Origin of the sequence: Nocardia sp. NPDC058499 (assembly GCF_042719915.1) — a bacterium.
Classification (GTDB): Bacteria; Actinomycetota; Actinomycetes; order Mycobacteriales; family Mycobacteriaceae; genus Nocardia.
In genome coordinates, this window is the sequence record NZ_JBHXMZ010000002.1 from 39,966 (window position 1) to 62,985 (window position 23,020).

Consider the following 23,020-nt stretch of genomic DNA (forward strand, 5'->3'; position numbering starts at 1 on the left):
GATCACCGCCCACCGTCGAAATTCGCCGCCGCACCGCGTAAACGGTCCAGGTAGCGGGTGTTGATGGTGTCCAGCCCCAGCAGCACCACGAAATCGGCGACCGCGAAATCCGGATCGTGCGCCGGTTCGCCGCAGATCTCCGCACCGAGCCGCAGATACCCGTTGAGCAGCGGCGGCAATTTCGGGCGCGCGGGCGCAGGTAGATCGTCGAGCGCCACCCCGTCCACCACGACCGGGCGGTACGGCCGCACCCGCTTCTCCGGTGCACACGCATGTTTGGCGAGCAGGAAATCACGCACCCCGCGCACATTGACCCCGGCCGGCTCGTCCGGGCGGTTACGCATGGGCACCGAGGCGCAACCCATCACCCAGTCGTAACCGGTGAGCTGGATGTAGTGCAGGATCCCCGCCCACATGAGCGTGAGCACCGAGCCGTTGCGGTGGTCGGGCACCACACAGGCCCGCCCCATCTCCACGATCCGCTTCCCGGCCGGGTCCAGCCGGGTCAGATCGAATTCGGTGGCCGTGTAGTAACCGCCGGCCGCCGCGGCCCGGTCCGGTGGCAGCATCCGGTAGCAGCCGACGAATTCGCCGGTGTGCTCGTCGCGTACCAGCATGTGGTCGCAATGGTCGTCGAAGCGATCGGCGTCCAGACCCGTTCCGTTGTCGGGGATCCGGAAACCGGGTTCATCGGCGAAAACGTTGTACCGCAGTCGCTGCGCCGCGATGCGATGGTCGGTATCGGAGGAGACGATCAGTGCGTATCGGGACCGGTGATCCTCGCTGCCGGCCGGTCGAGCCGGCGCTGTCAGCACGGACGTAATAGCCATAAGGCCTAGGAGGCCAGTTCGACACTGCGCCCGGGCATCCGTGAAGTGTCGCCGGTATGCCGGTTCGGTTAACGAGATGCAGCTCACACCGGCCGTTTACCAGCAGCTTCCCGTGAGTTCGCCCCGTGGGAGGCCAGAGGCCGCATGACGCCGGGAACCGAACGACCATCTACCTCGTTGAGGATTGCGCCAATTCGGACGAACCACCCAACCGGTGGTCGCTAGGCGACAAAACGTTCCGGTTCCCGAACCGCGCCCCGCCACTGCTCGTCGACCTCGTCGAACCCGGGCCGCCCGGTGCCGATGAACGCCACCAGCCACGACAGCACCGCGGCGAAACGGTTGCGGAAGCCGACCAGGTAGAACAGGTGCACCGCCAGCCAGATGAACCAGGCGATCGTGCCACGGAAGCTGATCCGCTCGTTGAGTTTGGTGACCGCGCTGAACCGGCTGATCACCGCCATACTGCCCTTGTCCCAGTACACGAACGGCGTACCGGGGTGCTTATCGCGACTGACGATATCGGCGGCGTGACGCCCCTCCTGCATGGCGACCGGCGACTGCCCCGGGTAGCCGTTGAGCGAGGTCATATCGCCGATGGCGTAGATATCGGCGTAACCGCCGACGGTGAGGTCGGGGTTGATGAGCAGCCGCCCGGCCCGGTCGGTTTCGCATCCGGTGGCTTCGGCCAGCATTTTCGCGAACCCGCCCGCCTGCACACCGGCCGACCAGACGATGGTTTCCGCGTCGATCTGCCGAAGCTGCCCGTCCTTGTCTTTGACGGTGACCTGCCCGGCCTCGATATCGGTGACGAAGGTGCCCAGCAGCACCTCCACACCGCTACGGGTCAGCGATTTCTTCGCATACTCCGAGAGCCCGCCACCGAACGGCGGCAGCACCGCGCCCGCACCTTCGACGAGGGTTACCGAAACCTCCTGGTGGAAGTGCCGCTTCGCCAGCTCTTTCAGCTGTCCCGCGACCTCGACGCCGGTGGCACCGGCCCCGACCACCACGAACGACAGCAGCCTGCGGCGGGTCTCCTCGTCGGCGTCGGCAGCTTCCCGGAAAACGCGTTCGATCTGCGCACGCAGCAGCTTGGCGTCGTCGATGGTTTTCAGTGAGTAGGTCTTGTCGGCGAAATCGTCACGTCCGAAATACGACTGGCTGGCACCCGTGGCGGCGATCATCGAACCGTAGCGGATACGCCGGGTGCCCTCGGGGGTCTCGTAGGTGAGGATCGCGGAATCGGGCTCGATATCGGTGACATGCCCCTGCCGGACATCCGCCTCCTTGTGCCGGCGCAGAATGTTCGCGATGGGGGGTGCGATCTCCTCGGACGCCAACACCCCGGTGGCGACCTGGTACAGCAGCGGCTGGAACAGGTGTTCCGGCGTGCTCGAGATAAGGACATAATCGACGCCCGCCTTCGCCAACTGCTTGGCGGCGGCGAGCCCACCGAACCCCGATCCGATGATCACGACATCCGCGTACTCGACGCCGGCGCCGATTTCCGTGACGTTCTGCATGACAGCCTCCTTCACTCATTACTAACCGTCATCCAGAACGCAGATATTTCAGGGTTCAGGGCGCATAATTGAGATGACTCTTATCTGATCTCGTCATGAATGGGGTGGAGATGGAACTTCGCCAGCTCACGTACTTCGTCGCGGTGTGCGAGGAACTCAGCTTCAGCCGGGCCGCGGCCCGCTGTTTCATCTCGCAATCGGCGATCAGTCATCAGATCGCCCGGCTCGAACACGACCTCGGCGTCCAGCTCTTCGAACGCTCGACCCGCTCGGTCGTCCCCACCGACGCGAGCACAAGGCTACTACCGCTGGCGAAGCAGATGCTAGGTCTGGAATCCGCGATCCGAGCCTCCATCCGCACCACCGGCCCCAGAATCCGCCTCACGGCGAATATGTCCTTCGCCACACGATCGCTGACGGCTATCGCCGGCGCCCGCGAAGCCCACCCGGGCGCCGAGATCGAATTCGTCATCAAACCCTTCCGCCAGCGCGTGGCCGCGGTGGCCGACGGCGATTGCGATCTCGCCCTGATCCGCGGCAGCGTCCAGCAGGCGGGCCTCATCGTCGAACAGTTGTGGGTGGAAGACCTCACCCTCGCCACCGCCCCCGCCCACCCGCTCGCCGGACGCACCGATGTCACCCTGTCCGAATTGAGCGCCTACCCCCTCCTGCTCCCCCCGGAATCCGAGCAGGTCCTCATCCACAACGTCATCCGCGCCGCCTTCGCCGACCTCCCGGTCGGCCCCACCTACGGCCCGCCCATTCCCCCCGACCACACGGCCACCATGGAATTGATCAACCACCCCGACGCGTGGACCGCGCTCTACGCGAACAGTTCCACCGAAGGTATCGCCACCCTCTCCCTCGCCGACCAGCGCCTGCGCATCCCGGTCTCCGCAGTACTACGCGCCGACACCCGCCGCACCCCCATCCTCGCGACACTGCTGCACGGACTGCACGGCGCGTAGCGGTACGAACCCGCACCGCAACCCACTGGAATGCCCCACGCAAACGGCCGACCCCCGTGCGCCATAGCACCGGGTTCGGCCGTGCCTGCGATACACGCCGTCAGTCACTCCGGGAGTACCGCCCGCAACTCTCCCGCAACATGGCCAATGAAAAACGCCGCCACGACACAATCACGCCACGCAAACGGCCGGCCCGGTGCCGTGGCTCACCGGGCCGGCCGTGCTCCTGCGGCCGGGCAGTGGCCGCCGGGAAACCCGAGTGGCGAGGGACCACACCTCGGGTTGTCTCGTTACCGTCCTACGACGGTGGATACCGCTGTCGTGGATCTACGGCCGGTCGGTGCGCAGCACCGCACCTCCGGGCACCGGCTGAACCTCACCGTTCTTCAGAATGATCACGCCCGGGCTGCCCGGCGGCAGCTGGTATCCGGGCAGATCCCGTCCGAGGTTCTCCCGCAGGATCACCCGGTCGATATCGGGCCGCTCCTGTCCATTGATGATGATCTTCTTCTCACCGGGCCCGGGATGTGCACTGGCCACCCCGGCACCCGCCACGGCCGCACCTGCGACCCCTACTCCGCACACCACAGCGGCGAAAGCCCTACTCGCCGGTTTCAGACTCACCATGAAACTCCTTGTCACATCGCATTTTTCGCCGATCGAGTGACCGGCTTTCCGATGTCTGCGACGTTAGTTCGCTTTCCTGTGCCCCAGCTGCGCACTCGGCTGGGAGTCGGCTGGGAACCGGCAGCCTTCTTGAGAACCGGCCGCGCGGGATCAGCCGCAGCAGAACAGGTCGTCACACGGCTTCCCGGCCTCACTGCCGTACACCGTGAAACCGCGCAGCGGCGCCAGCAAACTGTCGGCGGTCCACGGGTCCAGCGGGGGCGCGGAGGCCGGAGCGAGAACGCCCCAGCTCGGCGGCGCATCGTTGAGGTCATAGCGAGCGACGCCGTCGACGAACAGAGTCCACAGGCTGTGGTCGGGAAACGGGTTCAGCCGCAACACCCACCAGTGCCCATCGACCTCGGCGGCCAGCGGAAACCTCCGATGGCCCGTACCGCGCCACTGCGGCTGTGCCTGCGATTCATATCGCGCCATATCTCGAGTATCCGCGCGGCCGTGTTCGACCACCACAGCAGCTCAACAGCCGGCGGCCGCTACCGCTCGTGGTGATCGCCTCGCTGCCGCTCGAGGAGTTCGGTCACCGCTTCCTCGGTCAGCGGCCGGTGGAAATACCAGCCCTGCGCGGTATCACAGTGCAGGGCCCGCAACTGTTCGGCCTGGAACCGGGTTTCGACACATTCCGCGGTGGCCGTGAAGCCGAGCGCATGAGTCAGGCCCACGATCGATTCCAGCACCACGAAATCGGTGTCGCCGGCACTGTCGCGGATCCGCTGGACGAACGGGCCCGCCAGCTTCACCACCTGTAGCGGCAGCTGGCCCAGGTAGGCCAGGTTGGAGTAACCGGTGCCGAAATCGTCCAGCGCGATACGCACCCCCGCGTCCGCCAGGGTGCGCAAGGCCGCCAGCGGTCCGCCGTCATCGGCCATGAACGCCCGCTCGGTCAGCTCCAGTTGCAGCCGCTGCGGCGGTATTCCGGTCTCGGCGAGAGTTTTCTCCACTCGGGTCAGCCAGGACGGGTCGGCCACCTCCACCGCGGAGACGTTCACACTGATGACCGGTGCGCCCTCCGGGTCGAGGTCGTACCAGCGGCGGGCGGCGTGGCACGCCCGCCCGAGCACATAGGCGCCCAGGGCCAGGATATGGCCGTCGTCCTCGGCCAGGTCGATGAATTCGACGGGTGAGAGCACCCCCAGGTCGGGATGACGCCACCGCACCAGCGCCTCCACGGCGTCGACCCGGTCCCCGGACAGCGGCACGATCGGCTGGTAGTCGAGGAAGAACTCCCCGGCGGCCAGCGCCTCGGGGATGGCGGCCGACAGTTCGGCCCGGGCGTGCTCGCGGCGGCCGCGGTCGGGGTCGAACACCGCATAGCAGCCGCGGCCGGCCGATTTGGCCCAATACATGGATGTGTCCGCGGCTTGCAGGAATTCGTCCGCGTCGGCCCGGTCCGAGCGTTCCTCCATCACCCCGACGCTGGCGCCCACGCGCAGGCGCTGACCATTGATCTCGAAGGGCTCGGAGAATGCCGCCAGAACGGTCTCGGCCAGCGCCGCCACCTCGCCGGGGTGGGCGGGGTCGGGCACCAGGATCACGAACTCGTCGCCACCCATCCGCGCGACCAGCTGCCCGGGTTCGGTGACGCATCCCCGCAGCCGGGCCGAGGCGGCAACCAGCAGTTCGTCGCCGACCGCGTGACCGTAGGTGTCGTTGACAGTCTTGAAATGGTCGAGGTCCACGTAACACAGGCCGACGCCGGAGTCCGGAGCGGTGAACGCTTCGGCGAGCGCGTCGAACAGATAGGACCGGTTGGCCAGGCCCGTCAGCTGGTCGTGGTGGGCCCGGTAATGCAGGCTCGCCTGCAGAGCCCGCTGTTCGGAAATGTCTTCTACCAGCACCAGGGTGTACTGCGGGGCGCCTCGCTGATCCCGGATGAGCGAGACGTTCAGGTTGGTCCACACCGCGTGCCCGTCCCGATGCGGGTATGCCTTCTCCAGCCGGACACTGTCGCATCCGCCGGCCATCAGCGCCCCGTACAGCTCCCACATCCCCGATTCGTCTTCCGGATGCGCAAGGTCGGTCACCAACATTCCGCACATCTCCTCGGGCCGGTACCCGAGCATCTCCGCGAACGCCGCATTGACTTCGATGATCCGGCCCGTCATATCCGACAGCCCCGTACCGACACCGGCCTGCGCGAATACGCCACGCATCCGTGCTTCGCTGGCCCGCAACTGTTCTTCGGCGGCGCGCCGCGCCGCGATTTCGGCGGTGCGAACGCTTTCCTGCTCGGCGAGCACCCACGCCCGGAAGGCGCGCAGGTAACCGTTGGCGAAGGCCCCCAGCGTCGCGGCCACGTGCGGTGCCGGGACACCGAGGCCGGCGAGGTGGGTGCCGAGAACATGGATACTGCGGCCCAATACCTCGTCACCCACGAGGTGGGCGCGGGCGAGATCGGCACCGGCCGCGGCCGCCCGCTCCGGATCGGGCCGCGGGGTGGCGGCCACACAGACCTCGGCCGTCAGCTGGGTCAGCAAGCCGGCGGTTTCGGCGGCGCTCATCGGCACGATGTGATCGCGCGCTCCCTCCCGCAGCGCTGTCATCCATCGGCCGGCCAGGTCGGCATACAAGCCCTGGGGTAACGCACCGGGCCCGGCATCCCAACCCATGGGGTCCGATGCTAGCCGCAAGCGGCTCCGGATGTGGAACGTACCCACTTCCCACCGGTTTCGGATACCATGACGGCCGTCCGGGTCGCCAGGCTTCGCCGACGCAGAAAACGTTGGCGCGAAAGGAAATACCGACCGATGACCAGACCGAGTTGGGCCCCCGACGGTATCGACCTGGATCGCCCGAGCGCATCCCGCGTCTACGACTACTTCGTCGGCGGTATGCACAATTTCGAGATCGACCGGCAGCTCGCCCAGCAGATCGAGACCTTCACCCCGAATGTCGCCGAGACCATGCGCGCGAACCGAGATCTGCTGCGCCGCTGCGTCCGGTTCCTCGCCGACCAGGGAATCGAACAGTTCCTCGATATCGGCTCCGGTATCCCGACGGTCGGCAATGTCCACGAGGTCGCGCAGGCGGCCAATCCGTCGGCGCGGGTGGTCTACGTCGATATCGACCCGGTCGCGGTCGCACACAGCACGGCCATCCTGGCCGGTAACCCGAACGCGGCCGTGATCCAGGCCGACGCAGGCCGGCCCGAAACGATCGTCGCCGCCCCTTTGGTCAAGAGCCTCATCGACTTCGACAAGCCGGTCGCGGTATTGCTGCTGGGCGTACTGCATTTCGTCACCGACGATGCCGACCCCGCGGGCTGCGTCGCCCGGCTCGGCGCCGCCGTTCCGGCGGGCAGCTACCTGGCGATCACCCATGCCACCGCCGATGGGCAGCCGGCCGAGGTCCTGGAAGCACAGAAACTGTCCGGCCGGACCTCCACGGAGATCGTCCTCCGCACCCAGGACGAGATCGCGGCCTACTTCACCGGCTGGACGATGCTCGATCCCGGGCTCGTCCACCTCCCGCTGTGGCGGCCCGAGCACCCCGACGATATCGGCGAACATCCGGAACGGTCCGGGGCGTACGGCGCGGTCGCCCGCAAGGACTGATCCGAGCGCCCAGCACCGTCGAGCCCAGTGCTTCGGGCCGTGGAAAATACCGGCCCGATTGCTCATTCGGGTGACAGCCGCGCGGTGAGAGCTGCCGCGCTCGACCGCTGCGGCTCCGGACGACCACCTGCGTATCGGCCGACGGTTACGTCCTCGTCCCGTCGGCACCGCAACTGCCACTGCCGGCAGGGTTCTCGACTTTTCGCTGTTCACACCGAACCAGTAGCCGGCGTCGAGTGCCTACAACGGCTCCAACTACCGGGTCGACGCCACCTGGATCCCGGCACAGCGCAGGCGGTCGGCGGGTGACCACCTCAGGTCCTTTCCCGTCACGCTCCGCACATGGCGCCCGGGTCCTCGCCGGCGAACAGCGTGTTCAGGAAGGCGTCGACATCGTCACCCGCGGCCGTGAGGACACCCCGGTGGTCGGCGCCCTCGTAGGACCGGTAGTCCACAGGCGAACCGTTCGCGCACAGCTTCTCGGTGATCTGCGTGGTGATCGGTGCGGCGACCAGGGCGTCGGTGGTGCCCTGCGCAACCAGGGCAGGGACCGTGAGGTTCAGCTCTTCCGGCTCTTGTCCGGCGAAGTACGCGGTGAGCGCGGCGGTATCGGCACCGGGTGCGAACAGATCACCGGGCGGGACCTCGGCCGCTGCCGCTTTGATCTGGTCCATACAACCCGTGCGTGCCACATCGAGTAGCGGCCGCGCCGCATCGCTGATCATCGCCTCGGCCGAAAGTTCCGGATCCGCGGCCTCGGCGCCGAGGAGCAGTACCGGCAGGAACGGTAGTGCCGCACGCACCCCGGGGCCGCCGGCCGCCATATATTCGGCGGTATCGCTGGTGCGGCTCCCCGGTGCGTAGGACACGGCGCCCACGAGGTCGAGTTCCGGCGCGTATCCGGCATCCTGCGCCGCGGTGAACAAGGCGGCATGCCCGCCCTGACTATGTCCGGCCACAGCCCATTTCGCGCCGATCCGGGAATCGAGTTCACGCGCGGCACGGACGATATCGGTGACGGTATGTGCTGCGCTGACACCGTTCATGTACGGATGTCCGCCGGGCGTTCCCAGGCCCTCGTAATCCGTGGCGACGACCGCGTATCCGCGGGTCACCCACCGGGCGATAACGGGATCGGTGACGGCCAGATAGTCACGCGCCGGCCCGCCGACGCTGTGCGCCGAGGGTGCGCAGGCGTCTCCGACACCGGTGGTGCCGTGCGCCCAGCTGATCACCGGCCAGCCGCCCTCGGGCGGCTCGCCGGCCGGGACGGTTACCGTGCCGGAAACCAGGATCTCCTGCCCGGCGGCGGATTGCGAAAGATACGTGATGCGTTCGGTCCGCGCAGCTTCGGGCACCACCGAGTCCGGAGATAGCTGCACCGGTGTGGCGGTGATCAGGGCGCCCGGCGCGGCACTGTCGGGTTCTTCGGTCGAATCGCCACATGCCGTGGCGACCAGGGCCGTGGCCGCCAGCACGATCGCCGCACGCCATCTCCCGGTGCCGCGGCGGGACAGAACTGTTCTCATATCACGCTTCCAACCATCTGTGGCGGCGCGATATCGCTCCATCGGACACCGGTCGCCACGGATAAAACTGAAATTCATTCTAGAACGTAGCACGGCGCGATATGCGGACGGAGCGAATCGGAAGGTTCCGGATCGCCGCCGGTGATCGCCGTCCGAAAGCCGCGGACCGGCCCCACCGGAACAGTCGACCTCGCCCACCGCACCCTCGGTCGTTGCGCTTCTTCACAATGAGAGCGACCTCGACGGCCTGCCCGGAGCCGAAGCTCGGCGCCGGCGTCCCGACGGTTTCCCAGCCCTTACGTCCCGGGCACGGGCCGCCGACCGGCTCTTCTTCGGCACCCCGAGCCGGCCGGCGGCTGTCATATGGTCACGCGACGGCGGTCCCCTCGAGTTCGACCATCTGGCCGGGAAGCGCGAGCCGGGTCACCCCGAGCATCGTGGTGGCCGGCGCGATCCCGGCCGCGCCCAACCGCGCCGCCAGCACACCGTAGTGCTGGAACAGGAGATCGACGTCGGTGGTGTAGACGTTGAGCCGCACCAGGTCGGCGACCGACATACCCGCCTCGCGGAGCACGGCCTCGAGGTTGTCCAGACTCAGCGCCAGCTGCGCTGCCATATCGCCGTCGTGCTCCGGTTTACCGTCGCGATCCGTGGCAGTCTGGCCGGAACAATAGAGCGTCCGGGTGTGCCCGGCGACGAGTTCCCCCTGATTGAATCCCAGCTCCGCCGACCACATCACCGGGTTGACCGCCGTGCGTTGCACTGTCACTTCTGCTCCATTCGTTTCATCGGAAGTCCTATGCCGACGAGTCTCGCGGGAAATCACGACATCCTCGGTCATGTATTCCGGGTAGATTTCCCGGTATGCGCGCCGACCGGTTGGTCTCGCTGGTGCTGTTGCTGCGCCGGCACGGCCGGTTACCGGCCGCCACGCTCGCCCGCGAGCTGGAAGTATCCACCCGGACGGTGCTGCGCGATATCGAAGCGCTCTCCGCGGCCGGTGTCCCGGTGTATGCCGAACGCGGCCGGCACGGCGGTTTCGCACTGCTCCCCGGTTTCCGGACCGAGCTCACCGGACTGAACCACGAAGAGGCGCTCGCCCTGCTGGTCGCCGGAACACGTCGCGGTGCCCAGGTTTTCGGGCTGGGGTCGGCGCTCGCATCGGCCATGCTGAAGGTGGTCGACGCGTTGCCCGAGAACTACCGGACCACCGCGAGCGAAGCGGCCCAACGGTTGCTCATCGACCCGGAAACCGACCTACTCGCGCGCCGGGTGGGCGACGACGATGTGCCCGACGCCGTGGTGACCGAGGTCCGGCGCGCGGTGTTCGCCGGGCACAAACTGCGTATCCACTACGCGGCCGTGGACCAGGCCCCGCAGTGGCGCACCGTGGACCCGATCGGGCTGGTCACGGTGCGCGGCCAGGGCTATCTGCTGGCCACCCGGTCCGGCGCGGACCGCACCTACCGCCTGTCGCGGCTACTGGCCGCCGAAGAACTGCACGAAACCGCCCAGCGACCGGACCGGGTCGATCTGCACAGCGCCTGGCAGGAACGCAGCACCCGGTTCCGGGTGGGCGGCAACCAGGTCACCGTGCTGGTACAGGTGGATCCGGCCCGCCGCGACGAACTGGTGAGCACCGCCCTCACCGTCCGCAGCGAAGAAACCGGCACCGACGGCAAGTTGCGACTGGAGGTGACCTTCCAGGATTTCCGGCATGCCGAATGGGCGCTGTGGCAGCTCGCCCCGGACGCCGAAGCCCTGGCCCCGCAGTCGTTGCGTATCCGCCTGCACAACCGCGCCGCCGCCATCGCCACCCGCTACGGCGGATCCACCACCTAGGAAATCCGGCGGGTTACCCGCTTGCACCTGCGGCTCGGGGAGACTGCCGATACGGCGGCCCTTTATACCCCCGTTCGGGGGTGGCCGGTCGACGGTGACCTGTATCACTATCTCAGCGGGTCACGCGGCGGGACGGAATACGCCTACGGCCCCGGATACAGGCGTCCACACGGGCGCCGGGAGAGGACCGGTGATGAGTACAGCCCTGAAGAGCTACGCCTCCGGCGCGTGGAATGTGCCGCTGCTCGGGGATACGATCGGCGACAATTTCGATCGCACGGTCGCCACTTTCCCCGATAACGATGCCCTGGTGGATGTTGCCGGCGGCCGGCACTGGACCTATCGCGAGCTGGCGACCGAGATCGATGCGCTGGCGTCGGGGTTGCTCGCGGCGGGGATCGGCAGCGGGGACCGGGTGGGGATCTGGGCGCCCAACTGTCCCGAATGGGTTTTCGTGCAGTACGCGACCGCCAAGATCGGTGCCGTTCTGGTCACGATCAATCCCTCGTACCGCGCGCATGAACTGGAGTATGTGCTCCGGCAGGCCGGTATCCGGATGGTCATCGCCGCGGAGTCGTTCAAGACGTCGGACTATGCCGCCATGCTGGCGGAGGTGCGCGCGGGTTGCCCAGCGCTGGAACGGGTCGTACTGCTCGGCAGCGCGGACTGGTCCGGCTTGCTCACCGTAGGCCACGACGCCGACCCCGCCACGCTCGCCGCCGCACAGGACGGGTTGTCCGCAGACGATCCGATCAATATTCAATACACCTCGGGCACAACAGGTTTCCCGAAAGGTGCGACGCTGAGCCACCACAATGTCCTCAACAACGGCTTCTTCGTCGGCGAGATCTGCGGTTACACCGATCAGGACCGCGTATGCATCCCGGTCCCCTTTTATCATTGCTTCGGGATGGTGATGGGCAACCTGGCCTGCACCAGTCACGGGGCGACGATGGTCATCCCGGCACCGGCGTTCGATCCCGCGGCCACGCTCGCCGCGGTACAGACGCACCGGTGCACATCGTTGTACGGGGTGCCGACCATGTTCATCGCCGAACTCGCCGAACCCGGATTCGACGACTACCGGTTGTCGACGTTGCGGACCGGGATCATGGCGGGGTCGCCGTGTCCGGTGGAGGTGATGAAGCAGGTCATCGAGCGAATGGGGATGAGCGAGGTGACCATCTGCTACGGGATGACCGAAACGTCACCGGTTTCGATCCAGACCCGGGCCGACGACAGTATCGACCAGCGCACGGCGACGGTCGGGCGGGTGGGCCCGCATCTGGAGATCAAGATCATCGATCCGGTGAGCGGCCGGACACTGCCGCGCGGGGAGCCCGGTGAAGTGTGCACGCGGGGTTATTCGGTGATGCTCGGCTACTGGGAAGATCCGGAGAAAACCGCCGAGGCCGTCGATGCGGCCCGCTGGATGCATACCGGCGATCTCGGGATCATGGACGACGACGGTTACGTGGCGATCACGGGCCGGATCAAGGATATGGTGATCCGCGGCGGCGAGAACATCTACCCGCGCGAGATCGAGGAATTCCTCTACACCCATCCCGATATCCTCGATGCGCAGGTGATCGGTGTGCCCGACGCCAGATACGGCGAGGAACTCATGGCTTGGGTCCGGATGCGTGAGGGTGCCCCCGCTCTCGATGCCGCGGCGCTGCGCGCATTCTGCGAGGGCCGGCTGGCGCATTACAAGATCCCCCGCTACGTGCATGTGGTCGACGAATTCCCGATGACCGTCACCGGGAAAGTACGCAAGGTGGAGATGCGGAAGCAAGCCCTGGCACTGCTCGAGGGCATGGGCGTCGGCAAGTAACCGAGTCGTGCGAGCAATCCACAACGACGGGGAGGTTCGCCGGGCCGGAATTCCACCGGCCCGGCGAGGTCGTCGAAGCGGTTCAGGCAGGGGTGCCGAAAGACTCCAGAATCGTATCGATCCGCTCACGGGCGGCGGCCGCCATCGCCGGATGCGTGGTTTCGTACAGCTTCCCCGATTCCACTGCACCGAGGATGATCTCCGCCGCCCGCGGCGCCGGGATCATCTCCTTCGCCATTTCGGCGACCGCCTCCATCATCGGTGCCAGCTTGTCCATTACTTCGGGCGGCAACGCCTCCGCTTCCGGTGCCCGGTCCTCCGGCGGCGTGGCGAGCTCGGCGAGGCCCCGGAACATCTGAGTGTCCACCGGGCCCGGGCACACCACTGTCACACCGACGTTCGGTGCGATCAGGTCCAGTTCACCCCGCAACGATTCCGAGAGCGAGATGATCGCTGCCTTGCTCGCCGCGTACGGTGCCCCGAACATACCGACCGCCAGCCCGGCCAAAGAAGCCGTGTTGACGATATGCCCGTGCCCGGCAGCGATCAGATGGGGCGTGAATACGTGGAGACCGTTCACGACTCCGCCGACATTCACGGCCCAGACCCGGTTCCAATCGGCGGGCGTGACCTCCCAGCTCGGCCCGCCGGTCCCCATACCGGCATTGTTGAACACCAGGTCGATGCGGCCGTATTCGGCGAGCGTCCGGTCGGCGAGCGCACGCACCTGCTCGATATCGGCGACATCGGTGGGCACGGCGATCGCCCGGTCACCCAGTTCGGCAGCGGTTTTCGTCAGCGCCGCGGAATCGATATCGGCCACGACCACCCGCAGCCCCCGCTCTGCCAACGCGGCGGCGATTGCCGCGCCGATACCGTTCGCGGCACCGGTGACGACGGCAACCTGCCCGGCTTCCAGTTTCATATGCCCTCCAGTCGGGTGCCCACCCCGCCGGCGGGCTCCCCACCATCCTCGCGACCTCGGCTGCCGACCACATCGGTCTCCGGACCTACGCTCGTGTCACCCCTGAGTACCACCGCGCTCGTCTCGCCCCTGAGTACCACTGCGCGGCAGGCGACTCGATTGCACGATCGGCGCCGGAAGCTGAAACCGCCCGCCCCGGTATCGGGAATTCGAGGCGAGCGGCACTGTCCACGAGCCGGGCGGGCCGGCCTCCTCCGCACCGGTCTCCTGGTCGCTGCGACACCGCCGCCCGGCGACAAGGAGACCGTCCGGCCTACCGCTCAGATGACGCCGAGGGCGAGCATGGCATCCGCGACCTGGATGAAACCGGCGATATTCGCCCCGACTGCATAGTTTCCGGGGGAACCGTATTCGTCGGCGGTCGCGAGAGTGCGATCGTGCACACCGCGCATGATCTCGGCGAGACGTTCCTCGGTGTACTCGAACGACCACGAGTCCCGAGAGGCGTTCTGCTGCATCTCCAGGGCGCTGGTCGCGACGCCGCCGGCATTGGCGGCCTTACCCGGTGCGAACCCGACCTTCGCCTCGCCGAACACCCGCACCGCCTCGGGCGTGCAAGGCATGTTCGCCCCTTCGGCGACGACCGTACAACCGTTGCGTACGAGCACGGCCGCGTCCCGGCCGTTGAGTTCGTTCTGGGTGGCGCAGGGCAGTGCGATATCGCACGGCAGATTCCAGACCGATCCGTCTTCGACGAACCGCGCCGAGGGGCCGCGTTCGTCGGCGTAGCGGGAAATCCGGGCCCGGCGCTGCTCCTTGACCTCTTTGAGCAGTTCGAGGTCGATACCGGCTTCGTCGACGATATAGCCGCTCGAATCGGAACAGGCGATCACCGTGCCCCCGAGCTGCTGGACCTTTTCGATCGCGTAGAGGGCGACGTTCCCGGAGCCGGAGACGATGACCTTCTTTCCGTCGAAGCCTTCGCCGCGGGTCCGCAGCAGTTCGTCGACGAAGAACACCACGCCGTAACCGGTGGCTTCGGTGCGGACCTGCGACCCGCCCCAGGCGAGTCCCTTACCCGTGAGCACACCCGATTCGAAGCGGTTGGTGATGCGCTTGTACTGCCCGAACAGGTAGCCGATCTCCCGCCCGCCGACACCGATATCACCGGCCGGAACATCGGTGTGCTCGCCGATATGCCGGTAGAGCTCGGTCATGAACGCCTGGCAGAAACGCATCACCTCGGCATCAGAGCGGCCCTTCGGGTCGAAATCGGAGCCGCCCTTGCCGCCGCCGATCGGCATACCGGTGAGCGAGTTCTTGAAGGTCTGCTCGAACCCCAGGAATTTCACGATCCCGACGTTCACGGTCGGGTGGAAACGCAGCCCGCCCTTGTAGGGGCCGAGCGCGGAATTGAACTCCACCCGGAATCCACGGTTGATCTGCACCTGGCCGGAGTCGTCGACCCAGGCCACCCGGAAGATGATCTGCCGTTCGGGCTCGCACAGGCGCCGGATCACGGCCGCATCGGTGTAGGCGGGGTGTTTGGCGACCACCGGGGCGAGGCTGTCCAGCACTTCGTGTACGGCCTGGTGGAACTCGGTCTCCCCCGCATTGCGGAGAAGCACCTCGTCGTAGATTTCCTGTAGCTCCTCGTGCAGAACGGGCATGGATCCGGTACCTCCTCATCGTCGGCGACCTTGCGCTGATCGACCACCGGGCCGCGTTCGAGCATTCGCATCCGGCCACGAGCTCACCGCCGCAAGGTCACCGTTGTGAGCCTAACCGTCGGTCGGATTGCCCCCGCCATCTGCCCACTCACGATGTGATTCAGATCTGTGAAGCGTTATTTTCGCCACAGCTGCATGGTCTGTGACCGGCGGTATCCGCCACACGTGTTCGGTCGTCCGGTCGCCGCGGCCGCTCAGCACGTCGAGAACGGGCGTCTCCGGGGCTTCCCGATATTCGACGCAAAACAGCGAACGCCCGGCCGGAGTAACCGACCGGGCGTGCTCACGCCGTGGCGTGGGAAAGCGCGAGGGCTCAGCCCTTGTGCTTCTTGACCTCTTCGGTCAGCTGCGGGGCGACGTTGAACAGGTCGCCGACGATGCCATAGTCGGCGATCTCGAAGATCGGCGCCTCTTCGTCCTTGTTGACCGCGATGATGGTCTTCGAGGTCTGCATACCGGCCCGGTGCTGGATGGCGCCGGAGATACCCAGGGCGACGTACAGCTGCGGGGAAACCGTCTTACCGGTCTGGCCCACCTGGAACTGACCCGGGTAGTAGCCGGAGTCGACCGCGGCACGCGAGGCACCGACGGCCGCGCCGAGCGAATCGGCGAGGGTCTCGACCACGGAGAAGTTGTCGGCGGAACCGACACCGCGGCCACCGGAGACGACGATATTCGCCTCGGTGAGTTCCGGCCGGTCACCGGCGACGACGGGCTCGCGGCTGGTGACCTTGACGACGCCCTCTTCCTGCGCGGGGACCTCGACGGTGACCTTCTCGCCGGCGCCGGCCGAGGCGTTCGCCTCGATCGAGCCCGGACGCACGGAGATCACGGGCACATCGCCGGTGGCCTTGGCGTCCACGGTGAAGGCGCCACCGAAGATGCTGTGCACGGCCGAGCCGTCGGCCTTGACGTCGATGACGTCGACCAGCAGGCCGGAGCCGATACGGGCGGCCAGGCGGCCGGAGACCTCTTTGCCCTCGGCGCTCGCGGCGACCAGGACGGCCGCCGGGGAGGCGGATTCCACGAGGCCGGCCAGCACGTCGACCTTCGGCGTGATGAGGTAGTTCTCGACATCGTCGGATTCGGCGACGTAGATCTTGGCGGCGCCGGCCGCGGCCAGCGCATCGGACAGTTTGTCGGCGGTGCCGGGGACGCCCAGCACCACGGCCGACGGCTCACCGAGGCCGGCGGCGGCGCTCAGCAGTTCGGTGGTCACCTTCTTGACCGCACCGTCGGCGTGCTCGACGAGCACAAGTACTTCTGCCATTTGTCTCTTCTCCTAGAAGTTGCTGCGGGTGCGGGGGACTCAGATGATCTTCTGGCCGACCAGGTACTGGGCGATCTTGGTGCCGCCGTCGCCCTCGTCGCTGATCTTCTCGCCCGCGGTACGCGGCGGCTTCGGGGTGGACGCGGTCACCGCGGTGCCCGCATTGGCCACACCCACGGTCGACGGGTCGATGCCCAGGTCTTCCAGGGTGAAGGTCTGCACTTCCTTCTTCTTGGCGGCCATGATGCCCTTGAAGGAGGGGAAGCGCGGTTCGTTGATCTTCTCGGTGACGCTGACGATGGCCGGCAGCGACGCCTCCAGCTTGAACACGCCTTCGTCGGTCTCCCGCTCGCCGGTGATCTTCTCGCCGTCGACGGTGAGCTTGCGCAGATGGGTGAGCTGCGGGATGCCCAGGTACTCGGCGATAACGGCCGGGACGGCACCCGAGCGGCCGTCGGTGGCCTCGTTACCGGCGATAACCAGTTCGACGCCCTCGACCTGGCCCAGCGCACCGGCCAGGACCCACGCGGTCTGGACGGTATCGGAGCCGTGGATGGCGGGATCGTTGATGTGGATCGCCTTGTCGGCGCCCATGGACAGGGCCTTGCGGATGGCCTCGGTGGCACGATCCGGACCGGCGGCCAGCACGGTGACCTCACCGCCCTGCGCCTCCTTGATCAGGAGGGCTTCTTCGACAGCGCGCTCGTTGATCTCGTCGAGCACCGCGTCGGCGGCTTCACGGTCGAGGGTGAAGTCACCGTCGGTCAGCTTGCGCTCGGACCAGGTATCGGGCACCTGCTTGATGAGTACGACGATATTCGGCATCGGTCTTCGTCGACCTCCTGTTCTGGTTACCTGTATTGGCGGTCGCACGATCTCCAGCGGCCGTACGTCCATGTGAGTAGCTCAGGCCGAGACATTACCCTACGTTAAGTTACTCGTGGGTAACTTACAAGCACGGCCGCCCGGAGGGCCTCCCTGGAGACCCGTGTACCGGGCAGTACCAGTAACCTCGTCGCAATGAGCGAGGCTGTGATTCCCGCCGCACCGGCTACCCCTGACGTACTGGAGCCGCTGCCGTTGACCGGTGAGCGGACGGTGCCGGGTATCGCGGAGGAGAACTACTGGTTCCGCCGGCACGAGATCGTCTACGCCCGGCTGCTGTCGCGGTGCGCGGACAAGGTGGTACTCGAGGCGGGATCGGGCGAAGGATACGGCGCGAATATGATCGCCGAGATCGCGGCCGCGGTGATCGGGCTCGACTACGACCGCGGCGCGGCGGCACATGTGCGCGCGCGATACCCCCGGGTGCGGATGATCCGCGGTAATCTGGCCGCTCTCCCGCTGCCGGACAACACGGTCGATACCGTGGTGAATTTCCAAGTGATCGAACATCTTTGGGATCAGGTGCAGTTCCTGCGCGAATGCCTGCGCGTGCTGCGTCCCGGGGGCGAACTGCTCATCAGCACTCCCAATCGGATCACCTTCTCCCCCGGCCGGGACACCCCGCTCAATCCGTTCCACACGCGCGAACTGAACGCCGCCGAGCTGACCGAACTGCTCGAGGAAGCCGGTTTCCGGGTGGAACTCATGACGGGTGTGCACCACGGCCCGAGCCTGCGCGCACTGGACGAAAAGCACGGCGGCTCTTTCATCGACGCGCAGATCGAGCGGGCACTGGCCGGTGAACCCTGGCCGGCCGAACTCACCGCCGACGTCGCGGGTATCACCGTCGACGATTTCGCGCTGACCCCCGCCGATATCGACGCCAGCCTCGACCTGGTCGCCCGAGCGGTGAAACCGTGAGCGGCAACAACACCGGCGACACGGTACCCGGACAATTCACGCTCGTCCTGCACTCACACCTGCCCTGGCTGGCCCATCACGGCCGGTGGCCGGTCGGCGAGGAATGGCTCTACCAGTCGTGGGCGGCCTCGTATCTACCGGTGGTCGAGGTCCTGCGCACGCTCGCCGCCGAGGGGCGCTCGCATCTGCTGACACTGGGGATAACCCCTGTTCTCGCAGCACAACTCGACGACCCGCATTCGCTGGCGGGGATGCATCACTGGCTCGGCAACTGGCAGTTGCGGGCCGACGAGGCCGCCATGGCCGGCAACAAACCACTCGGCCGGCACGAGCACCGGCTCGCGGCGGCCGCGCTGGCCGAGTTCGAACAGAACTGGCGGCACGGGGCGGCGCCGGTATGGCGGCAGCTGCTCGACGCCGATGCCATCGAATTGCTCGGTGGCCCGCTGGCGCATCCGTTCCAGCCGTTGCTCGACGAACGGCTGCGCGATTTCCAATTGCGTGAAGGGCTCACCGACGCACGACTGCGCTGGGGACATACGCCTTCGGGTCTGTGGGCACCGGAATGTGGGTTCACGCCCGGCATGGAAGACGGCTACGCCGCCGCCGGTGTGACGCATTTCATGGTCGACGGGCCCGCTCTACGCGGGGATACCTCGCTCGGCCGGCCGGTGCGCGACTCTCCCGTCGTCGCATTCGGACGCGATCTCACGGTCAGCTACCGGGTGTGGTCGCCGAAATCGGGTTACCCCGGCAACGGCGCCTACCGGGACTTCCATCACTACGACCACGCCACCGGACTCAAACCCGCCCGGGTCACCGGGAAAACCGTCGCCGGGCCGGACAAGGCGCCCTACGACCCCGCGCTCGCCGCGGCCCAGGTCGAGCGGGATGTCGCGGATTTCGTCGCGACCGTACGCGAGCGGCTCATCACCGAATCCGAGCGGATCGGGCGGCCCGCCCTCGTGGTAGCGGCCTTCGATACCGAACTGTACGGGCACTGGTGGCACGAGGGTCCGCAGTGGCTGGCCCAGGTGCTGCGGGCGCTACCGGAGGCCGGGGTCACCGTCGGCACCCTCGCGGACGCCCGTGAACGCGGGTTCGTCGGCGATCCCGTTCCGCTCACGGATTCCTCGTGGGGGTCGGGTAAGGATTGGCGGGTCTGGGCCGGCGACCAGGTCCGCGACCTGGTCGAACTGAACGAGGAAATCGTCCGGCTCGCCCTCGACACCACCGCGAAGATGCGGGCCACCGCGCCAATCGGCCGCGACCCGGTGGCCGATCAACTCCTGCGCGAAGCCATCCTCGCCGTGTCCAGCGACTGGGCGTTCATGGTCAGCAAGGATTCCGCCGCCGGATACGCCCGCGACCGCGCCCACCAGCATGCGCACGCCGTCCGCGAGATCGCGGGCGCCGTCGGCGCCGGCCAGTACGCGCGAGCCCGGGAACTGGCGGCCGGATGGGCCGTGGCAGACGGCGTGTTCCCGGCCCTGGACGCGCGTAGGCTACGCGTCAATCCAGTAGAAGGACCGCGATGAAGATCTTGATGGTGTCGTGGGAATACCCACCCGTGGTCGTCGGGGGTCTGGGCAGGCATGTCCACCACCTCGCGACCTCGCTCGCGGCGGCCGGACACGAAGTGGTGGTGCTCGCGCGACGCCCCACCGGCACCAGCCCCGCCACCCATCCCACCCATTCGTTCGTCGCCGAGGGCGTGCTGGTGGTGGCGGTCGCGGAGGATCCGCCGATCTTCGATTTCGGCGAGGATATGCTCGCCTGGACCCTGGCCATGGGGCATGCGATGGTGCGCGCCGGGGTCGCACTGGACAAACCCGGTATCGGCGAAGGCTGGACCCCCGACGTCGTGCACGCGCACGACTGGCTGGTGGCGCATCCGGCGATCGCGCTGGCCGAGTACTACGACGTCCCGCTCGTCTCCACCATCCACGCCACCGAGGCCGGGCGGCACAGCGGCTGGGTCGCGGGGCGGGTGAACCGGCAGGTGCATTCGGTCGAATGGTGGCTGGCCAACGAATCGGATGCGCTCATCACCTGTTCGGCGTCCATGCAGGACGAAGTGGAACGGCTCTACCGGCCCGACCGGGTGCCCGTGCACGTGATCCGCAACGGAATCGACGTGGGAGCCTGGTCGTTTCGCGCCCGCCCGCCGCGTAGCGGGCCGCCGCGCCTGCTGTATGTGGGGCGGCTCGAGTACGAGAAAGGTATCCAGGACGCGATCGCCGCACTCCCGCGGATCCGCCGCGCCCATCCCGGTACCACGCTGACCATCGCCGGGGTCGGCACCCAGTTCGAATGGCTGCGGGAGCGTGCCCGCGTACACCGGGTGGCGCGCGCAGTGCATTTCACCGGTCAGTTGGATCACGCCGAACTACTGGGCTGGCTGCACGGCGCCGACGCCATCGTGCTGCCCAGCCGCTACGAGCCGTTCGGGATCGTCGCCTTGGAGGCGGCGGCCACCGGAACACCTCTGGTCACCTCGACCGCGGGCGGACTCGGCGAGGCGGTGATCGACGGCGTGACCGGGGCCTCGTTCGAACCCGCGGACGTCAACGGACTGGTGGACGCGGTGATCGCGGTCCTCGACGACCCCACCGCCGCGCAGCAACGCGCGCGGGCCGCCCGGGACCGGCTCACCGAAGATTTCGCCTGGGATGTGGTGGCCGCGGAAACGGCCGGGGTGTACTCCGGTGCGAAACGCCGGGTCCGCACTCCCCTCGGCCGGCCCGAGATCGACCGCCGCCCGCTCCCCGAAAGGGACCCCGCCCAGCCGTTGTGAGCCACGACCGGTAGACACCGGAGTTCCCCTGGTTACAGCTTCGAGTGATCGTCATGCGATTGCGCCGTATCGGTACCCCTCACGATTCGTTCCCACGGTGGGTCCGTGGCATCTCAATACCGGGGTCGATGGCTCCGCGTCGCTCGGAGTCGGTTGAGACGGTAACTACGCCGGCGGGCATCCTGTTCCGGTATCGACCGGTTCAGGGCGCCGCCGTCGCGCAGCCGGATCAGGCTTTTTCGCGGAAGGTGAAGATCTCGCCGATCCGGGTCGCGACCACGACTTCACCTTCGGCGCCCACGGCCGTTCCGGTGGTGGTGCCCGATGCGCCGGGCAGAACATCGGAGTCGAGGGTGGCGCCGGTAGCGGTGTCGAAGGTGATCAGGTTCAGTCCGTCGCCGATGGCGGCGGGAACGTAACCGGTACCGCCGGCCGTCTGGACGGGAGCGCCGCGCAGGGCCAGGTCCTTACGCTCCCAGACTCGTTCATAGCTGGCACCGGTATCGCGCAGGGCCATCAGGTAGCCGTCGTCGCCGGCCGGGATGATCAGGCCGTCGTCGGAGACCGAGATCCCGCGGCGCGGCTCCCAGTCCAGATGCGCTTCCCATTTCGGCTTCCCGTCGGCGGTATCGACGGCCAGCAGGCGGCGGCTGTTGTCACCGACGTAGAGCGTGGACCCGTCGGCGGACAGGGCGGGATCGGTGGCGCTTCCCCCGGCCAGGATCTCCCTGCTCCACTCCTGGACGACTTTGCCGTCCGCATAGCGCAATGCCACCAGGGCGGCATCGGGTTCACCCGGTTTACGCACCGTGGCATAGATCCGCCCGGAGTCGACCTCCATCGCGGCGATCGTGGCCACCGCGCAGTTCGGGCCACCGGTGGCGCAATCTTCGAGCCCCTCGCCCGGGGGCGGCCAGTCGACATTGGGGGTCTTCAGGAAATCGGGCGTGGGCAGCAACTGCTGGGTGGGCACCATCCGTTTACCGGTCTGCCGTTCCAGCACATCGACCTGACCCGATTGTGTGATCACCAGCAGATGGCCGTCACCGGTGAACTGCATCCCGGTCGGTACTCCCGCCACCGGCGTGCGCCAGCGCGGCTGGCCCAGCTGGTTCGCCGATTCGACCGCGCTGTCCAGCCCCACATACACGTTGCTCGCGCCGTCGAGCAGGGTGGGCGAGTAGATGGCATGCGGGCCCAGCGGATTGCAGAAACGTTTACGCCCCGTCGGCATCTGGTAGGAGTAGATCTCACAATTCGCATCGGTTCGGGTCGTCAGGAAGATCTGCCCCTCCGAACCCACCGTCACCGGCTGGGCGACGGGCCCGCCGACCGGACGCGACCACTGCAGGCTCAACGCCCGTGACCCGGTGACCTGGGTATTACCGCTGTTACGGGCCTCGTGTCCCGCCGCGGGCCAGCCCAGCCCCCGGCCGACCGTGATGTCGTCCACATCGGTTCCGCACGCGGTGAGCACACCCACCGCCGCGACAATCACCGCGAGCCAGGACCCGGTCCGTACGCCGCCGCCGATACGCACCTGCTGGTCTCCTCCGTCGTCCTGTCGCCCCGGCCATGTGTGAGATTAACGGAAGGGTATAGGCCGGGCCCGCGGAGCACGAAAGTAGGCTGTTCGGCGGTAGGGGCCACGCGATACCCGGCAGGAGCAGGCGGCGCCCGCAGGCGACAACTTGCGTAACCACGGAGGGCGGCGCCGCTCGCTGC

Annotated in this window: 19 protein-coding genes; 7 read left to right on the forward strand and 12 right to left on the reverse strand. The window is 67.4% G+C overall.

Going from position 1 to position 23,020, the window contains the following annotated elements; translation table 11 throughout:
• Nucleotides 1-2: 2 nt before the first annotated feature.
• Entirely contained in the window at nt 3-830 is an 828-nt protein-coding gene (locus ACFWPH_RS05275) for a GNAT family N-acetyltransferase (RefSeq protein WP_378748282.1), read from the reverse strand.
• 221 nt (nt 831-1,051) lie between these two features.
• Nucleotides 1,052-2,356, reverse strand: a complete 1,305-nt coding sequence (locus ACFWPH_RS05280) for an NAD(P)/FAD-dependent oxidoreductase (protein WP_378748283.1) — start codon at nt 2,354-2,356, stop codon at nt 1,052-1,054.
• A 110-nt stretch (nt 2,357-2,466) separates the two neighbouring features.
• On the opposite strand from ACFWPH_RS05280, the gene ACFWPH_RS05285 reads away from it, so the two are divergent.
• Nucleotides 2,467-3,324 (forward strand): LysR family transcriptional regulator, encoded by an 858-nt coding sequence (locus ACFWPH_RS05285; protein ID WP_378749387.1) that lies wholly within the window; start codon nt 2,467-2,469, stop codon nt 3,322-3,324.
• 327 nt (nt 3,325-3,651) lie between these two features.
• On the opposite strand, the gene ACFWPH_RS05290 is transcribed toward ACFWPH_RS05285, so the two are convergent.
• From ACFWPH_RS05290 to ACFWPH_RS05300, 3 genes are all read right to left on the reverse strand, one after another.
• Nucleotides 3,652-3,951: a hypothetical protein gene (locus tag ACFWPH_RS05290; RefSeq protein ID WP_378748284.1), complete on the reverse strand. Its 300-nt coding sequence runs from the start codon at nt 3,949-3,951 to the stop codon at nt 3,652-3,654.
• 150 nt (nt 3,952-4,101) lie between these two features.
• Nucleotides 4,102-4,425, reverse strand: a complete 324-nt coding sequence (locus ACFWPH_RS05295; RefSeq protein WP_378748286.1) for a hypothetical protein — start codon at nt 4,423-4,425, stop codon at nt 4,102-4,104.
• Nucleotides 4,426-4,484: 59 nt separating this feature from the next.
• Nucleotides 4,485-6,617: a putative bifunctional diguanylate cyclase/phosphodiesterase gene (locus ACFWPH_RS05300; RefSeq protein WP_378748287.1), complete on the reverse strand. Its 2,133-nt coding sequence runs from the start codon at nt 6,615-6,617 to the stop codon at nt 4,485-4,487.
• Between the two features lie 138 nt (nt 6,618-6,755).
• Here ACFWPH_RS05300 and ACFWPH_RS05305 point away from each other — a divergent pair, with 138 nt between their 5' ends.
• Complete coding sequence (locus ACFWPH_RS05305) at nt 6,756-7,562, forward strand: SAM-dependent methyltransferase (RefSeq protein ID WP_378748288.1); 807 nt, start codon at nt 6,756-6,758, stop codon at nt 7,560-7,562.
• 329 nt (nt 7,563-7,891) lie between these two features.
• Here ACFWPH_RS05305 and ACFWPH_RS05310 read toward each other — a convergent pair whose 3' ends face one another.
• Both ACFWPH_RS05310 and ACFWPH_RS05315 read right to left on the reverse strand, forming a co-directional pair.
• Nucleotides 7,892-9,091, reverse strand: coding sequence for a lipase family protein (locus ACFWPH_RS05310; RefSeq protein ID WP_378748290.1), 1,200 nt, complete (start codon nt 9,089-9,091; stop codon nt 7,892-7,894).
• 367 nt (nt 9,092-9,458) lie between these two features.
• Entirely contained in the window at nt 9,459-9,854 is a 396-nt protein-coding gene (locus tag ACFWPH_RS05315) for a RidA family protein (RefSeq protein WP_378749389.1), read from the reverse strand.
• Nucleotides 9,855-9,955: 101 nt separating this feature from the next.
• Between ACFWPH_RS05315 and ACFWPH_RS05320 the strand changes: the two genes are divergently transcribed.
• Both ACFWPH_RS05320 and ACFWPH_RS05325 read left to right on the forward strand, forming a co-directional pair.
• The gene (locus tag ACFWPH_RS05320) at nt 9,956-10,933 is read left to right on the forward strand and encodes a helix-turn-helix transcriptional regulator (protein ID WP_378748291.1); all 978 of its coding nucleotides are present in this window, start codon (nt 9,956-9,958) and stop codon (nt 10,931-10,933) included.
• A gap of 193 nt (nt 10,934-11,126) precedes the next feature.
• The gene (locus ACFWPH_RS05325; RefSeq protein ID WP_378748292.1) at nt 11,127-12,767 is read left to right on the forward strand and encodes an AMP-binding protein; all 1,641 of its coding nucleotides are present in this window, start codon (nt 11,127-11,129) and stop codon (nt 12,765-12,767) included.
• Nucleotides 12,768-12,849: 82 nt separating this feature from the next.
• Here ACFWPH_RS05325 and ACFWPH_RS05330 read toward each other — a convergent pair whose 3' ends face one another.
• From ACFWPH_RS05330 to ACFWPH_RS05345, 4 genes are all read right to left on the reverse strand, one after another.
• Entirely contained in the window at nt 12,850-13,692 is an 843-nt protein-coding gene (locus tag ACFWPH_RS05330) for an SDR family oxidoreductase (protein WP_378748293.1), read from the reverse strand.
• Between the two features lie 320 nt (nt 13,693-14,012).
• Nucleotides 14,013-15,362, reverse strand: a complete 1,350-nt coding sequence (gdhA, locus tag ACFWPH_RS05335; RefSeq protein ID WP_378748295.1) for an NADP-specific glutamate dehydrogenase — start codon at nt 15,360-15,362, stop codon at nt 14,013-14,015.
• A gap of 373 nt (nt 15,363-15,735) precedes the next feature.
• Entirely contained in the window at nt 15,736-16,692 is a 957-nt protein-coding gene (locus tag ACFWPH_RS05340; protein WP_280414930.1) for an electron transfer flavoprotein subunit alpha/FixB family protein, read from the reverse strand.
• A gap of 39 nt (nt 16,693-16,731) precedes the next feature.
• A complete protein-coding gene (locus ACFWPH_RS05345) occupies nt 16,732-17,517 on the reverse strand; it encodes an electron transfer flavoprotein subunit beta/FixA family protein (RefSeq protein ID WP_378748296.1) in 786 nt (261 codons plus the stop codon).
• A gap of 195 nt (nt 17,518-17,712) precedes the next feature.
• Between ACFWPH_RS05345 and ACFWPH_RS05350 the strand changes: the two genes are divergently transcribed.
• From ACFWPH_RS05350 to ACFWPH_RS05360, 3 genes are read left to right on the forward strand one after another with little or no spacing between them, the layout of a single operon-like run.
• A complete protein-coding gene (locus tag ACFWPH_RS05350; RefSeq protein WP_378748297.1) occupies nt 17,713-18,498 on the forward strand; it encodes a methyltransferase domain-containing protein in 786 nt (261 codons plus the stop codon).
• Nucleotides 18,495-20,036 carry a 1,4-alpha-glucan branching protein domain-containing protein gene (locus ACFWPH_RS05355; protein ID WP_378748298.1) on the forward strand — a complete coding sequence of 514 codons (1,542 nt, stop codon included), beginning with the start codon at nt 18,495-18,497 and terminating at the stop codon, nt 20,034-20,036. Before ACFWPH_RS05350 ends, ACFWPH_RS05355 begins: the two co-directional genes overlap by 4 nt.
• Nucleotides 20,033-21,295, forward strand: a complete 1,263-nt coding sequence (locus ACFWPH_RS05360; protein WP_378748299.1) for a glycosyltransferase family 4 protein — start codon at nt 20,033-20,035, stop codon at nt 21,293-21,295. Before ACFWPH_RS05355 ends, ACFWPH_RS05360 begins: the two co-directional genes overlap by 4 nt.
• Nucleotides 21,296-21,524: 229 nt before the next feature.
• Here the strand turns inward: ACFWPH_RS05360 and ACFWPH_RS05365 are convergent, their stop codons facing one another.
• Nucleotides 21,525-22,835, reverse strand: coding sequence for a PQQ-binding-like beta-propeller repeat protein (locus ACFWPH_RS05365; RefSeq protein ID WP_378748301.1), 1,311 nt, complete (start codon nt 22,833-22,835; stop codon nt 21,525-21,527).
• Nucleotides 22,836-23,020: the final 185 nt, after the last annotated feature.